General features: G+C 59.6%; 11 protein-coding genes. 7 read left to right on the top strand and 4 right to left on the bottom strand.

Translation table 11 applies throughout. The annotated features are described in order from the left end of the window. Positions 1-49: 49 nt before the first annotated feature. The gene (locus ACM6I6_RS04955) at positions 50-559 is read left to right on the top strand and encodes a YkgB family protein (protein WP_323609337.1); all 510 of its coding nucleotides are present in this window, start codon (positions 50-52) and stop codon (positions 557-559) included. A gap of 46 nt (positions 560-605) precedes the next feature. Here ACM6I6_RS04955 and ACM6I6_RS04950 read toward each other — a convergent pair whose 3' ends face one another. Both ACM6I6_RS04950 and ACM6I6_RS04945 read right to left on the bottom strand, forming a co-directional pair. Then, positions 606-1,451, bottom strand: coding sequence for an AraC family transcriptional regulator (locus tag ACM6I6_RS04950; protein WP_414919520.1), 846 nt, complete (start codon positions 1,449-1,451; stop codon positions 606-608). A 283-nt stretch (positions 1,452-1,734) separates the two neighbouring features. After that, on the bottom strand, positions 1,735-2,262 hold the full coding sequence (locus ACM6I6_RS04945) for a GNAT family N-acetyltransferase (protein WP_414919524.1): 528 nt from the start codon (positions 2,260-2,262) through the stop codon (positions 1,735-1,737). A gap of 103 nt (positions 2,263-2,365) precedes the next feature. On the opposite strand from ACM6I6_RS04945, the gene ACM6I6_RS04940 reads away from it, so the two are divergent. The 3 genes from ACM6I6_RS04940 (at position 2,366) to ACM6I6_RS04930 (ending at position 7,769) form a co-directional block, all read left to right on the top strand. Beyond that, positions 2,366-2,728, top strand: coding sequence for a type 1 fimbrial protein (locus ACM6I6_RS04940; RefSeq protein ID WP_323628953.1), 363 nt, complete (start codon positions 2,366-2,368; stop codon positions 2,726-2,728). Between the two features lie 95 nt (positions 2,729-2,823). After that, positions 2,824-3,378 (top strand): YdeI/OmpD-associated family protein, encoded by a 555-nt coding sequence (locus tag ACM6I6_RS04935; RefSeq protein WP_414919519.1) that lies wholly within the window; start codon positions 2,824-2,826, stop codon positions 3,376-3,378. A gap of 482 nt (positions 3,379-3,860) precedes the next feature. Beyond that, positions 3,861-7,769, top strand: coding sequence for an autotransporter outer membrane beta-barrel domain-containing protein (locus ACM6I6_RS04930; protein WP_414919518.1), 3,909 nt, complete (start codon positions 3,861-3,863; stop codon positions 7,767-7,769). 11 nt (positions 7,770-7,780) lie between these two features. On the opposite strand, the gene ACM6I6_RS04925 is transcribed toward ACM6I6_RS04930, so the two are convergent. After that, positions 7,781-8,689 carry a LysR family transcriptional regulator gene (locus tag ACM6I6_RS04925; RefSeq protein WP_414919517.1) on the bottom strand — a complete coding sequence of 303 codons (909 nt, stop codon included), beginning with the start codon at positions 8,687-8,689 and terminating at the stop codon, positions 7,781-7,783. A 172-nt stretch (positions 8,690-8,861) separates the two neighbouring features. Between ACM6I6_RS04925 and ACM6I6_RS04920 the strand changes: the two genes are divergently transcribed. From ACM6I6_RS04920 to ACM6I6_RS04910, 3 genes are read left to right on the top strand one after another with little or no spacing between them, the layout of a single operon-like run. Next, positions 8,862-9,890, top strand: coding sequence for an alpha/beta hydrolase (locus ACM6I6_RS04920; protein WP_414919516.1), 1,029 nt, complete (start codon positions 8,862-8,864; stop codon positions 9,888-9,890). Beyond that, complete coding sequence (locus tag ACM6I6_RS04915) at positions 9,887-11,098, top strand: MFS transporter (RefSeq protein ID WP_414919515.1); 1,212 nt, start codon at positions 9,887-9,889, stop codon at positions 11,096-11,098. Before ACM6I6_RS04920 ends, ACM6I6_RS04915 begins: the two co-directional genes overlap by 4 nt. Positions 11,099-11,123: 25 nt before the next feature. Continuing rightward, positions 11,124-11,909 (top strand): carboxymuconolactone decarboxylase family protein, encoded by a 786-nt coding sequence (locus ACM6I6_RS04910; RefSeq protein WP_406591591.1) that lies wholly within the window; start codon positions 11,124-11,126, stop codon positions 11,907-11,909. Positions 11,910-11,976: 67 nt separating this feature from the next. Here the strand turns inward: ACM6I6_RS04910 and ACM6I6_RS04905 are convergent, their stop codons facing one another. Further along, positions 11,977-12,840 (bottom strand): MBL fold metallo-hydrolase, encoded by an 864-nt coding sequence (locus tag ACM6I6_RS04905; RefSeq protein ID WP_414919514.1) that lies wholly within the window; start codon positions 12,838-12,840, stop codon positions 11,977-11,979. Between the last annotated feature and the right edge of the window lie 318 nt (positions 12,841-13,158).

The raw sequence follows: 13,158 nt of genomic DNA, 5'->3' as shown, positions 1-13,158 counted from the left end.
GCCGGGTTGCTGATTAGCGTTCCTCACCACACTCCTGGAAGCCTTGATCATGAAAACCTTAAGCATCGACAACAACAGAACCCACAACGCCCAAATCCCTTCAACGCTCGGGATCAAAACCATGGCGGTGGGTACCTACGGTGCCTACTTTGCCCTCGCCGTCATTTACTTCTGGTTCGGCGGGATGAAGTTCACCCACTACGAAGCCGTCGGGCTGGTTCCGCTGGTGAGCAACAGCCCTTTCCTGGGTTGGGTCTATGACATCTTCAGCGTCGATACCTTCGCAAGCCTGCTCGGCGTTCTGGAGGTCTCGATCGGTGTCCTGATTGCAGGTCGCTTGCTGTCACCCAAGCTGTCGTTGATCGGCGGTGCGCTGTCTGCCGGGCTGTTCTTCACCACCTTGAGCTTCATGTTCTCGACCCCCGGCGTGATCGAACCCGGCCTCGGTTTTCCCGCCATCACGGTTGCGCCGGGCCAGTTTCTTCTCAAGGACATTGGCTTGCTGGCCGCTTCGATATTCGTCGCCGGCCATTCCCTGACCAAGTTGCAAAGCCGTTAAACCCGATGATCGACCTCCCGCAATGGCCTGAAGCAGTTCGACGCTTTCAGGCCATTGCCCCATCATCTTCTCCCGTCAGATCTTTCATCCAGTCCCGCGGGCTGTAACCCGTCTTGCGTCGAAACGCGCGGGCCAGTGCCGAAGGGCTTTCATAGCCGACTTCGGCGGCGATCAGCGTTATCGACCGCCCTTCCCGCAGACGTTTCTGCGCCAGGCTGATGCGCCAACTCAACAGATACTCGGCAGGCGTCTGCCCGATCACCTCCCGGAAATGCACGGCGTAGGCCGCGCGGGACATGTTCGACTCGCTCGCCAATTGCGCAATCGACCAGGCACGCTCAGGCGCGTTGTGAATCTGCACCAGAGAGCGCGCCAGCCGCGAATCGGCCAGGCCCGCCATCATTCCGGTCCGCAACTGGCGGTGATCCAGCAGATGCCGGAATAACAGGATGATCAACAGTTCGAACAAACGCTCCAACGCGGCCTCCCTGCCACAATGCACATCCGCCGCCTCGCCGAACATCCATTTCAATATGTCGGCCAGCATGGGCAGCTCATCCAGGGACAGCACCAGACAATCGGGTAAAGATGCCGACAACGGGTTATCGACCCCGCCCTCGAACGCCATGGACGCACACAACAGTTGAGCGCCCTCGGACTCACCGGCAAACAGTTGATGCCGGCTGGGCCGCGGCAGGAAAATCAGGCTGGGCCGGGTCAGCGGCACGTCCTTGCGATCGGGGCCCAGCAAGGTGACGTTACCCGCCTGCAGCAGGTGGATATAACCCCGCCCTTCAGCGCCGTCGTAGGACGAAAGGCCGCACAGCTTGCCGTTGAAAAACAGGTTTGCACGCACGCCGAACTGGGACAACAAGGTAGACAAGCGGTCCATGGGCGATCACTTGGCGAGATATGGATGCCCAGATCATAGCACCGACGGTTTGCGCGCCGACGTGGCGCAAATGGCGCCGCTGACCAACAAGGCCGCCACCGCGGGCAAGCCGTGCTCCCCTGTAGGAGCAAGCTTGCTTGCGATGGACGTCAACGATAACGCGGGCTGTCTGGATGATCGCGTTGCCTGGACGTCCTTCGCGAGCAAGCTCGCTCCTACGCTGGCAGCCGGTGACCAATTTACCGGAAGGTGATATTCGCTTTGAAATGTCGCCCATTGAACACTATCGGGTTTGGGCCACCCGCCACGACATGGCGCATCGCATACCGGGTTCAAAACCGTGGGCATACTCTTGTGCCAGGATGTCTGCCAAACGCTCATCCAAAGTAGCCCCGGCGTTATCCAGGAACCCAAGACGCTGGTAAAAGGGGGCATTCCACGGCACGTGGGTAAAGGTCGTCAGCGTCACGCAACGCAGCTGGTTCGATCGCGCATGGTCCATCGCCGTTTCAACCAGTTTTCGCCCCCAACCCTGGCCCTGCATGGACTGACAGACCGACAATTCCTCGATATGAAGATCGCTGCCATGGCGTTCTGCGCTGAGGAAACCTTGAGGCTGCCCTTGCGCATCCACGGCCACCCAACACGTCGATAACGCGATCAACTGCCGATGGCGTTCGACACTCAGGGTGGCGGCATCCGCAAGCCAACCCAGTCCATCGATCGAGCGGAATGCCTGGGCAGCGGAACGTTCAATGCGGGGCAACAACGGCGCATCAGCGGGTACAGCCAGACGAATGTGTGCAGGCATGAGATTTCTTAACAGTGGCTCGGTGGAAAAAAGATGTGCACTATCCTGAAGCCTTAAGTTCTGTCCGGCAATGACGACCTTACAACCCGAAGGAGTGTGAGCCATGAACTTCAAGTCCCTGCCTGTTGCTGTCAGTATTTTCCTGGCATTGAACGGTACATGTTGGGCGGCCACGCCTGCTGCCCCAGGTTCGATCCGCTTCGAGGGCGGCATCGTTGAACGGGGCTGCAGTCCGGGCGTGGGTAAAGATTCCACTCTCCATCTGAAAACCTGCCCCGCTACAGGTCGCACCCCGGTCGTCAATGTTCGTAACATCGACCCGACCAGTGCTCCCGCCGACATCACGGTTAAACTGCTCGCGGACAGGGATCAGGGTCGCTATTACGATCAGCAATACCAATTAGTGGACGGCGCAGGTGCGCCGGTATGGTCCGGGGATTACCTGATTACGGTGAGCCTGCCCTGACGATTTATCTACCGATAAGGAATCGTTCGCCAGGGAAAAAATACGACTAGATTGATCTATCCCCTTTTCCAGGCGAATTAGTTGGAGGAGTTGCAATGACAACAATCGATGTGAAATCCCGATTCGAAGCAAAGCTTCTCCGTCCGGCAAAGCCTGAAAATGATGCGTCTTGGGCGTTCCTGGTACTGCCCAGAGACGCAAGTGAACAGCTTCCGAGGCGAGGAAGGACGACCGTTGAAGGCACAATCAATGGTCACCCATTCCAGGCAACCCTTGAGCCGGATGGTCAGCTGAGCCATTGGCTGCAGGTCAGTAGAGAATTACTCGAAGCCGCAGGCGCGGCCGTTGGGGATGTCGTTACACTGGAGCTGACCCCTGTGAAGAAGGAACCCGAGCCTGACATCCCGGCAGATTTTCAGGAGGCACTGGCAGCCAATCCCGAGGCTAGTAAAGTCTGGAAGAATACGACGACCATCGCACGAGTCGACTGGATACACTGGATTACCTCAGCCAAGCAACCCAAGACGCGCGCAAAACGAATGGGTGATGCCTGCGAGATGCTTGCATCCGGCAAGAAGCACGTTTGCTGTTTCGACCAGTCCGGCTACTACAGCAAGGCCTTCCGTGCGCCCGAGGCAGAAAATTCTTGAATGGAACATTCCTTCTGCTTACACAGAATTAGATACAATTCGTAAGAAACGACTCAAAGCGTTCAGTGTATTTATGGGCTATGTAACACTGTACGACCATAGCCAGTATCATGGGTGCAAGGATCAGCAACGCAATCAATCCAGGGGCAACTTCATTCACTCTGATACCTCACCATACAAAAAGTCACCCAGCATCTCGCCTGCCTTGCTCCCGAAATCACCGAAGAGCTTACCCTGAGCCGCACGCGGCAACGTTCCCGCTGGCTGCACGAGCCCCCATTGAAGCATTGGATAGACCTCCTGGTAAGCGGGCGAGTGAAATTGAGGCGAATACCGCATCGGTGATATTTGACCTTCATCAGATGATCGCCACCTTCCATTTCCCCAATCTGCGAATTACCAACTAAGGTTTATAGCTGTAATTGCCATGCCATAACCCGTTGGCTGGCAGGCATCGGTGAGAGTTGAACAGGGAGGTTTCAATGAAAAGCGCTCGCGACCATTTCCGTGTCGGGTTTGCCCCGCATTTCAAACGTAGCGCCTTGCTGGTCGCCATGGCCAATGTCCTGACGCTGGCGGATGCCCAGGCCGCCTGTGGGCCGCTTGCCGTCGGAACCTACAACGTTTCGCAAACCTGTACGCCTGCCGCCAGCGTCGATGCCTCGATCAGTACTCAAGCGGGTACGGCCATCACCACCACTGCCGGCTCCTCGGTGCTTGGTCGAGGCAACAACGCCAACTCAACCGTTGCCCTCAGCGGCACCACGATCAATAGCACGCCACCGACGGCTGCAAACGCGGTGTTCTCTAACGTAATCGGATCTACCGGCAATGCGTCCCTGAGCGCCAATGGCGGCACCAACACGGTCAACGTGGGTGGCAGCGGACTCGATGCGCTGGCCATCACCAATGCCAGCAGTGGGCTGTCGACGTTTTCCGTCACTTCGGGCACCACCCTGAACATCCTCAACACCGTGGTCGGCAACGAACACGACGGGATCGATGTGAATGGTAGTGGCGGCGGCGGGATCAACGTGACCCACGATGGCAGTGGTCAGATAACCCTGCTCGGCGGCAACGGCATCTGGACCAAAGCCACCGGCAGCGGCGACACCAGCGTCAGTGTCGGTGCCGGGGTCAGCATCCTGGTGAACAACGACGATGCGCTGTCCGCCGGTGATCCCATTACCGACGATACCTTGCCTACCGCTGGCATTGGCAACCACGCCGGTGTCCACACCCGTGCGATCAATGGCAACACCACCCTGGTGAACGCAGCGACTGTCCAGGCCATCGGCATGAACGCCTTCGGCCTCTTCACCGAAGGCGGCGCCGGCAATACCCGGTTGAGCAACAGCGGGACACTCAGCGCCAATGGCGTCAATGGTTTCGGCATTCGCTCCTTCTCTACCGTTGGCAGCATCGACATCACCAACACCGGTGCGATCACCACCACCGGGGGCGGCGGACATGGTATCTATGCCAACGATAACGCTGGCGCTACCGGCTCGATCAGCATTGCAAACAACGCCGCTATCAACGTCGGCAACACGGCCAATACTGCCGGCTCGCGAGCGATCTACGTGATCAAGCGCGGTACCGGTGATGCGACCATCACCGGCAGCGGCAATCTCACCGTGCTCGGCGGGCTGAACACCACGCGTGCCTACGGCATCATCGTCAGCGCCGAAAACAACAATGTCCTTATCGACTATTCCGGCAACATCTTCGCCAGTGGCTTTGGCGCGGGTGGCATCCGGGTCGACTCGACGGGCGGCAATGTCCGGGTCGACTACTCCGGCAACCGTATCGAAACGATCAACAGCAACGCCAACGGGATTTATGCGTCGACCCAATCACCTACAGGAACCGTGGACGTCAATTCCGGTGGCACGATCATCACGCACTCCGATGCCGGGTCGGGCGATGGCAGTGGCATTGGCTCCTTTGGCATACAGGCACTGACCCTGGGCGGAAATACCAGTGTCACGTTCACCGGGCCGCTGATTGACGTCAATGGCCAGGGCGCGGCGATTCTGGCGGGCAACGCATTCAACTCGGGCACCGGCGTGGGCACCCTGAATGTGAGTAACAGTGGGGAACTGATCGCTCGCGGCAATCAGCAGCGTGGCATCCGAACGTTGTCCGTCAGTGGCCAGCAAACCGTCGTCAACACCGGGCCGATTCAGACTCTGGGTGCCAGCGACAGCCAGGGGATTCTCGCGCAAGCATCCGGCGCGGCCACGCTCTCGGTCAGCAACACCGGGGCGATTACCACCAAGGGCACGGGGTCGTCGGCGATTGATGCATTGACCGAGGGCGGCGCGGTCAGCGTCAGCAACAGCGCGACCCTTCAAGGTGGATGGGCAGACAGCAGCGGCGTCACGCTGGGCGGTGCAACCCAGACGTTGACGAACACCGGTGTGATCGGTGCGCTCAGCGATTCAGCGGTGCGTGCCGATGCAACCACGCCCGGGACGAATTTCACGCTCAACAATACCGGTCAGATGACCGGGTCGGTCAATGCCGTCAGTGCCGCCAGTACGGTGACCAACAGCGGCACCTGGATCTTGCGCAATTTCGCCGACAGCGCCGGCAGCGGCACGCGTGATACCTGGGGTATTGCGACCAGCAACCTGGGTTCTTCCGGCAACAACAGTATCGACAACAGCGGCGTCATTCGCCTGGCAGCGCAACCCGCTACAGGCATCGTCAATTTCAATGCCAGCGGTGCCTATCTGCCCTTGGGCCAAGCGGCTAATACACCGACGCCGGGTGGCGCTGTGCAAGGCCAATTACTCGGCGTGAACAGCTTCACCCACAGCGGCACGCTCGACCTTGCGGCCGGCACCAACACCGTGGGCAATGTGCTGTTGATCAGTGGCGCGACCACCGCCGGTACCGATGGCGGCGGGACCTTCGTGTCCAATGGCGGCAGACTGCTGCTCAACACCACCTTGAACGCTGGCGGCACCAACAGTCGCTCCGACATGCTGGTGGTGGACTCGACCAGCACCGGCAGCGGCGGTGCCACCGGGGTTACCGTGAGTAATGTCGGCGGACAGGGCGAATTGACCCAGGGCAACGGCATCGCTGTCGTCGAGTTGCTGAACAAAACCGACGGCGCCAGTGACCCCACCGCGTTTCGCCTGGCCAGCAGGGCCGTCGCAGGGCCGTATGAGTATCGCCTGCAACGAGGTGCCGAGGATGGCACCGCCAGGGACACCTGGTTCCTGCGTTCGGATGCTCCCACGCCCCCTGCTCCCCCTGCTCCCCCTGTTCCTCCAGACCCGAACCCCGATCCGACTCCGGATCCTGATCCTGATCCAACGCCTGATCCAACGCCTGATCCGACCCCGGATCCCGATCCAGCTCCCGCGCCCGTCCCGAATTTTCGGCCGGAGGTTTCGCTGTACGGCGCGGTTCCGGCGCTGGCGCTGGTCTACGGCAGGACAATGGTCGATACCTTGCACGAGCGGGTCGGCGAAGAACGCCTCAATGCCGGCGATCCATTGCCCAAGGATGATGAGTCCACTTTGGCCCCGTCCATGGGCTGGGGAAGGGTCATCTATCGCAGTGGCAAACAGGACGGCGATCGCAAGAACGCCTTGGGCAACACGCCCGAGTACAACTACGACCTGACCGCCTTCCAGGTCGGCACCGACCTCTACCGCAAGGTCAGGACCGATGGCAGTCATGAACAGGCCGGTATATCGCTATCGGCCGGCACCATCGACGCAGGCGTCAGCCACTATACCCGCCGTCCCGCCGGTGAAGACACCCTGCGCGCTTACGGCGTGGGCGCGTACTGGACGCACTTCGGCCCGTCCGGCTGGTATCTGGACGGTGTGTTGCAGGTCAACCGCTTCGACATCGAGGCCAAGCCCAACGACCTGGCCAAACTGAAAACCCGCGGTTGGGGCTACACCGCCTCGCTGGAAAACGGCTACCCCTACGAGGTTGACAAGGACTGGTACGTCGAACCGCAGTTGCAGGCCATCTACAGCTACGTCGACCTGGACAGCAGCGACGACGTCGGCGCCAACGTTCGGTTCAAGGATGTGGACTCACTGATCGGACGGCTCGGTGTGCGCATCGCCAAGGACTGGGAAACCGAAGGCGTCGACAAGAGCGAACGGCGTACCAACGCATGGGTTCGTCCCAGTGTCTGGCATGAGTTCAAAGGGCAACCGAAGACCGAGTTTTCCTCTGAGTCGGGTTACGTTCCGTTCGAGTCAGACATCCAGGGCACCTGGGGTGAAGTCAATCTGGGCGTCGACTACCAGGCCAATCGACGCACCACGTTTACCGCTTCGGCGGGTTATCGCCAGGGGTTCGACGGGGACAGTCATGGGTATGACGCGATGCTGGGCTTCAAAATCAACTTTTAGAGGCGGTGGACTCAACCGGTCGGCGGCAAACGATCAACCCGTAACGCATCGACTACCAGCGAAAACGCCTGGGAGGGTTGTCGGCGGCTGGGGTAATACAGATGAAAGCCGCCGAAGGGTTCACACCAGTCCTCCAGTACCCGGATAAGCCGCCCGTCGGTGAGTTCTTGGGCAAACTCGTCTTCGGGCAGATAAGCGATGCCCAGCCCACCCACCGCCGCATCGGCGATATGGGTGGTGGAGTTGAATACCAACTGGCCGTCTACACGTACTTTAACCTTCTTGCCCAGGCGTTCGAATTCCCATGCATCCACGCCGTCATAGGTGGGAAAGCGGATATCGATACAGCGGTGTGCCGCCAGATCGCGAGGGTGTTCGGGGGCGGGATTTTTCGCGAAATAGCCTGGCGCAGCAACGACGGCCATTCGTATAGGCGGGCCGATGGGCACGGCGATCATGTCCTGGGCCACCGTATCGCTGAAGCGCACGCCGGCATCGAAGCGGTCGGCGACGATATCGCGGAAGCCATAGTTGATATCGAATTCCAGCTTGATATCCGGGTACATCTGCAGCAACGGCGTCAACTTGGGCAACAGCGTTGTCTTGATGACATTGTCGCCGCAGGTAATGCGTACCGTCCCGGCCGGTTTATCGCGCAGCTCGGTCAACGCTTGCACTTCGGCCTCGATTTCATCGAAGCGACGGCCCACCGCATCCAGCAATCGCTCGCCCGCCGCGGTCAGCGATACGCTGCGCGTAGTGCGGGTCAGCAAGCGAATTTTCAAACGGGCTTCCAATGCGGAAACCACCTGACTCACTGCCGATTGCGTCACCCCAAGCTGTACCGCCGCGCGGGTAAAGCTGCCCACCCGCGCCACCGTCACGAAAGCCAGCAAATCATTGAAATTGGGTTTGGCCATCGCGGACACGCTCGATTGATTGATTAGATACGGTTATAGCCGCATTAAGCATTCATTAGCTAATCAAAATCTGGTTATTGCGTAACACTACCCCGCATCCCAGCTTCTCGCCATGAAGAGGGGCGAGCCTCGCGCTACGTCGCCTTCAGCTTTCTCTCAAGAAGGATGCCCCATGAAAAGACTTCTCGTAATGCTCGGGTTGCTAATCAGTTCATTCACCGCCTTAGGAGCCGATATGTCCAACGGTGCAGATAATTTCTTTAAAAGTGACAAGGTGACCGTGCAAAAGGTCAGCTTCAAAAATCAGTACCAGCTCAACGTCGTGGGCAATCTGTTCATGCCAAAAGGTCTGGACAGCGCCACCCGCAGCCCGGCCATTATCGTTGGCCACCCCATGGGCGCGGTCAAGGAGCAAAGCTCCAACCTCTATGCGCAAAAATTGGCGGAACAAGGCTTCGTTACCCTGGCGCTGGATTTGTCGTTCTGGGGCGAAAGCGAAGGACGACCACGTAACGCGGTACTGCCAGACATGTACGCCGAGGACTTCAGTGCCGCCGTGGATTACCTCGGCACGCGGCCGTTTATCGACCGCCAGCGCATTGGTGCGCTGGGGATTTGTGGCAGCGGCAGCTTTGTCATCAGTGCCGCCAAGATCGACCCGCGCATGAAAGCCATCGCCACTGTCAGCATGTATGACATGGGCGCTGCCAACCGCAACGGGCTCAAGCATTCGCAAACCCTTGAGGCGCGCAAGCTGCTCATCGCGACGGCGGCCGAGCAGCGTTATACGGAATTTATGGGTGGCAAGATCGAATACACCGGCGGCACGGTGCAGGAGCTCAATGCCGACACTCACCCTGTTCAACGCGAGTTCTTTGACTTCTACCGCACCCCGCGTGGCGAATTCACCCCGGCCGGTTCCACGCCGCAACAGACCACCCGCCCGACGCTGAGCAGTAATACCAAGTTCATGAATTTCTACCCATTCGTCGATATCGAGAGCATTTCGCCTCGCCCGATGTTGTTTATTGCAGGTGAAAACGCCCACTCCCGCGAGTTCAGCGAAGAGGCGTTTCGCCTGGCAGGCGAACCTAAAGAGCTGGTCATCGTGCCCAACGCAGGCCATGTCGATCTGTACGACCGCGTCGACCTGATTCCTTTCGCCAAGCTGACCCGGTTCTTTCAGGAACACCTGAAATGACCGCTGACGTCCAACTGCACGCCACCGCCTTGAGCGAGACAGGTACGCGTACCGGTCATTGGGGAGGTGTTTATGCGATGACGCTATGTGTATTCGCACTGATCGCCTCGGAGTTCATGCCCGTCAGCCTGCTGACACCCTTGGCAAACGACCTGCAGGTCAGCCAAGGCCTGGCGGGCCAGGGGCTTGCCATATCGGGCGCGTTTGCGGTGTTGGCCAGCCTGTCGATCAGCTGGATCGCCGGCACCCTGGACAGAAAGACCCTGCTGCTGGCCCTGACCGGTTTGATGGCCGTATCGGGCACCGTTGTGGCGCTTGCTCCAAACTACCTGATCTACATGGCTGGGCGAGCCCTGATCGGCGTAGTGATTGGCGGATTCTGGTCGATGTCGGCAGCCACTGCGATGCGCCTGGTACCTGCTTCACAGGTGCCCAGGGCGCTGGCTGTTTTCAACAGCGGCAACGCCCTGGCGACGGTGGTGGCAGCGCCACTGGGCAGTTATCTGGGCTCGGTGGTGGGTTGGCGTGGTGCGTTCCTGTGCCTGGTCCCAGTGGCGTTGATTGCGCTGGTTTGGCAGTGGCTAAGCTTGCCGAACATGCCAACACAGAAGCGTTCGCCGGGTGCCGGCAATGTTTTCAAACTGCTGAAAAATCGCACGGTGGCGCTAGGCATGGCCGCCGCTGGCTTGTTTTTCATGGGCCAATTTGCGCTGTTCACCTACCTGCGCCCGTTTCTGGAAACGGTCACCCAGGTCAAGGTGCCGACTCTTTCTCTGCTGCTATTGGTGATAGGCGTCGCTGGCTTTTGCGGCACAACGCTGATCGGTGTAGTCCTCAAGCGCAGTCTGTACGGCACCTTGAGTACCATCTCACTGCTGATGGCGGTTATTGCGCTGGCGCTGATTCCTGCTGGCACCGGGGTTATCGCTGTAGCGGTATTGCTCGGACTCTGGGGCTTTATTGCGACGGCAGCGCCAGTGGGTTGGTGGAGCTGGATTGCGCACGCCTTGCCGGATCACGCCGAAGCGGGCGGCGGCCTGATGGTGGCGATTGTTCAATTGGCTATCGCAGTGGGCTCCACCGTCGGCGGCGTACTGTTTGACGCGCTCGGCTACCAGAGCACATTTATCGCCAGCGCCGCGCTGCTGATGCTCGCCGCCCTGCTGACTTTTCTAACTTCACGTTCGCCGGTGTCGCACACCCGGTGAACCCACCTATCCAAGGAGCAAGGCCATGTTCAGCAATCATTCCCTTGCATGGAAGGGCCTCTGGCTGGCGGCCTGGATGCCATGTGCTCTATCGGCTGCGACAGATAGCGCCGGCCCGTCAACCTTCAACTCGTCTTACAGCTTCGCCAGTACCACACACAATTCGGAGACAAAGATGGTGACTGAACAAACCCTGACTGCAAAAGAACTGGCTGTCGCCTCTATCGGCGCCAGCATGGCGACCGGCGATATGCCCCGTTTGCGCGATGCGCTCAATCGCGGTCTCGATGCCGGCCTAACGATTAGTGAGTGCAAGGAAATCCTGGTTCAGCTCTATGCGTATGCCGGTTTCCCGCGCAGCCTCAATGCACTTTCGCAACTGATGAGCTTGTTGCAAGAGCGCGAAGCACGCGGCGTTCACGACGAACCGGGGCGCGAACCAGGCCCTGTGCCGTCGGGCCATGCCTTGCTCGAACTGGGCACCGACAATCAAACCCGTCTGGTGGGAGCGCCGGTCTCAGGGCCGCTGTTTGAGTTCGCCCCTGCCATTGACCAGTTTCTGAAGGTTCACCTGTTCGGGGATATCTTCGCCCGAGACAACCTCGATTGGGCTACTCGTGAACTGGCCACTGTTGGGGCACTTGCCGCGATGCCAGGGTTGGCGCCGCAGTTGGAGTCGCACCTGAAGATCAGCATGAATGTTGGCCTCACGGCGCAGCAGTTGAACCAAGTGGCTAGCGAACTCAAACACCGCGGTGACCAGGATGCGGCTGAGCGCATTGTTTCGGCCTTGGAAAAAATCAGAGGCTGACCAGGTCACCGATGGCGTCGGATTGCGAGGAGTAACCTGTCCGGGTTCTAAATCGACAGCCGAAAGCTCAATTGTCGAAGCGATGGAGCGACGTGTACGGATCAAAGGGAACATAGCGTGATTGCCGGTCGCGCATGACCTTGACCATGGCGACGTCCGGGTCCACGGAAAAGAACAGGCGCCCGCGCATCGCCACCAGATGATCGAGCAGGCGCTCCTTGTCCCCGGCCACGCATTCGGGATTGCGATCATAGGCGCTGTTGACGTTCAGGCTCAGCCAGTGAGTTCCCGGGATCAGGTCGCCGACAAACACCACAGGCCCGCCGGGCAGCAGGATTTCCGGTAACAGTTGCCCCGGTGTGTAGCCGTCGCTGAAATGAAAATGCCAGCCGTTTCCGAGGCGGTCGCAGCCATGGCCATCGATCAGGATCAGGCGCCCGCTGTTTTCCAGGCGATGCAAGAGCGGCGAGATGAACAGCTCCCGATCACGTGGATGGGGGTGGCGTGCTCGCACCCAGTGGCGTTCGCCCACCAGGTAATGCGCCTTGCGAAACAGCAGCCGTGGCATCTCCCCTTCCCTGACCCGTTCAAGCAGTTCCTCGGACAGCGGTGCATGCAGATGGGTCAGCACCACCGCATCGATATCGTCTTCGCCCAAGCCATGCTGCGCCAGGCTTTCCAGCAACCCCGAAACGGCTGGTTGGCAGCGACAGGCACGCGGTATCGGCGCCAGCAATGCATCGGCGCCGGCCAGCACGAGGATGTTTTTTCCATCCTGCTGCACCAGCAATGCCCGGGATGCAATGTCGACCCGGTTGTCCAGGTCCGGCGCCATCCATTGCGACCATTTCTGCCGCGGTGTATGGCCGAACAGAACGCCGCCGTCGAGTTTGCGGCGGGTTCCTGCCAGAGTGGAAATGGTACGACTCACGACGCTCAACCCCTTGCTCCTGACTGCCCCGCACACTGCGCACGAGGCTTCGAATCAGGTTTGCAGGTTAAGCCCTGGCCACCCGTCACCGACCCACCCGCGTGGGGTGGGCCGGATCATCCTGCGCATTAGGCCAATGCCAACACCCGTTGCTCGATCTGCCAACGCTGGAAGAAGGGGTGGCAGCCTTTTTCGAAAAGCGTGCGCCCAACTTTCCGGGGCGAACCTGATGGATGCCTGGCCTACCCGTTACAGGGGGTGTGATCGGCCGAGCTGATTGTCCATCATCAAGCCTGACTCTCGTTTTACAAGCTTCGT

The sequence above is a fragment of the Pseudomonas sp. IT-P218 genome (genome assembly GCF_949767605.1).
GTDB classification, from domain to species: domain Bacteria; phylum Pseudomonadota; class Gammaproteobacteria; order Pseudomonadales; family Pseudomonadaceae; genus Aquipseudomonas; species Aquipseudomonas putida_AE.
This window is presented reverse-complemented; position numbering and strand designations above follow the sequence as displayed.

Coding starts and splice junctions, on each gene's coding strand:
- ACM6I6_RS04955 (WP_323609337.1), top strand. CDS start 50: ATGAAAACCTTAAGCATCGACAACAACAGAACCCACAACGCCCAAATC.
- ACM6I6_RS04950 (WP_414919520.1), bottom strand. CDS start 1,451: ATGGACCGCTTGTCTACCTTGTTGTCCCAGTTCGGCGTGCGTGCAAAC.
- ACM6I6_RS04945 (WP_414919524.1), bottom strand. CDS start 2,262: ATGCCTGCACACATTCGTCTGGCTGTACCCGCTGATGCGCCGTTGTTG.
- ACM6I6_RS04940 (WP_323628953.1), top strand. CDS start 2,366: ATGAACTTCAAGTCCCTGCCTGTTGCTGTCAGTATTTTCCTGGCATTG.
- ACM6I6_RS04935 (WP_414919519.1), top strand. CDS start 2,824: ATGACAACAATCGATGTGAAATCCCGATTCGAAGCAAAGCTTCTCCGT.
- ACM6I6_RS04930 (WP_414919518.1), top strand. CDS start 3,861: ATGAAAAGCGCTCGCGACCATTTCCGTGTCGGGTTTGCCCCGCATTTC.
- ACM6I6_RS04925 (WP_414919517.1), bottom strand. CDS start 8,689: ATGGCCAAACCCAATTTCAATGATTTGCTGGCTTTCGTGACGGTGGCG.
- ACM6I6_RS04920 (WP_414919516.1), top strand. CDS start 8,862: ATGAAAAGACTTCTCGTAATGCTCGGGTTGCTAATCAGTTCATTCACC.
- ACM6I6_RS04915 (WP_414919515.1), top strand. CDS start 9,887: ATGACCGCTGACGTCCAACTGCACGCCACCGCCTTGAGCGAGACAGGT.
- ACM6I6_RS04910 (WP_406591591.1), top strand. CDS start 11,124: ATGTTCAGCAATCATTCCCTTGCATGGAAGGGCCTCTGGCTGGCGGCC.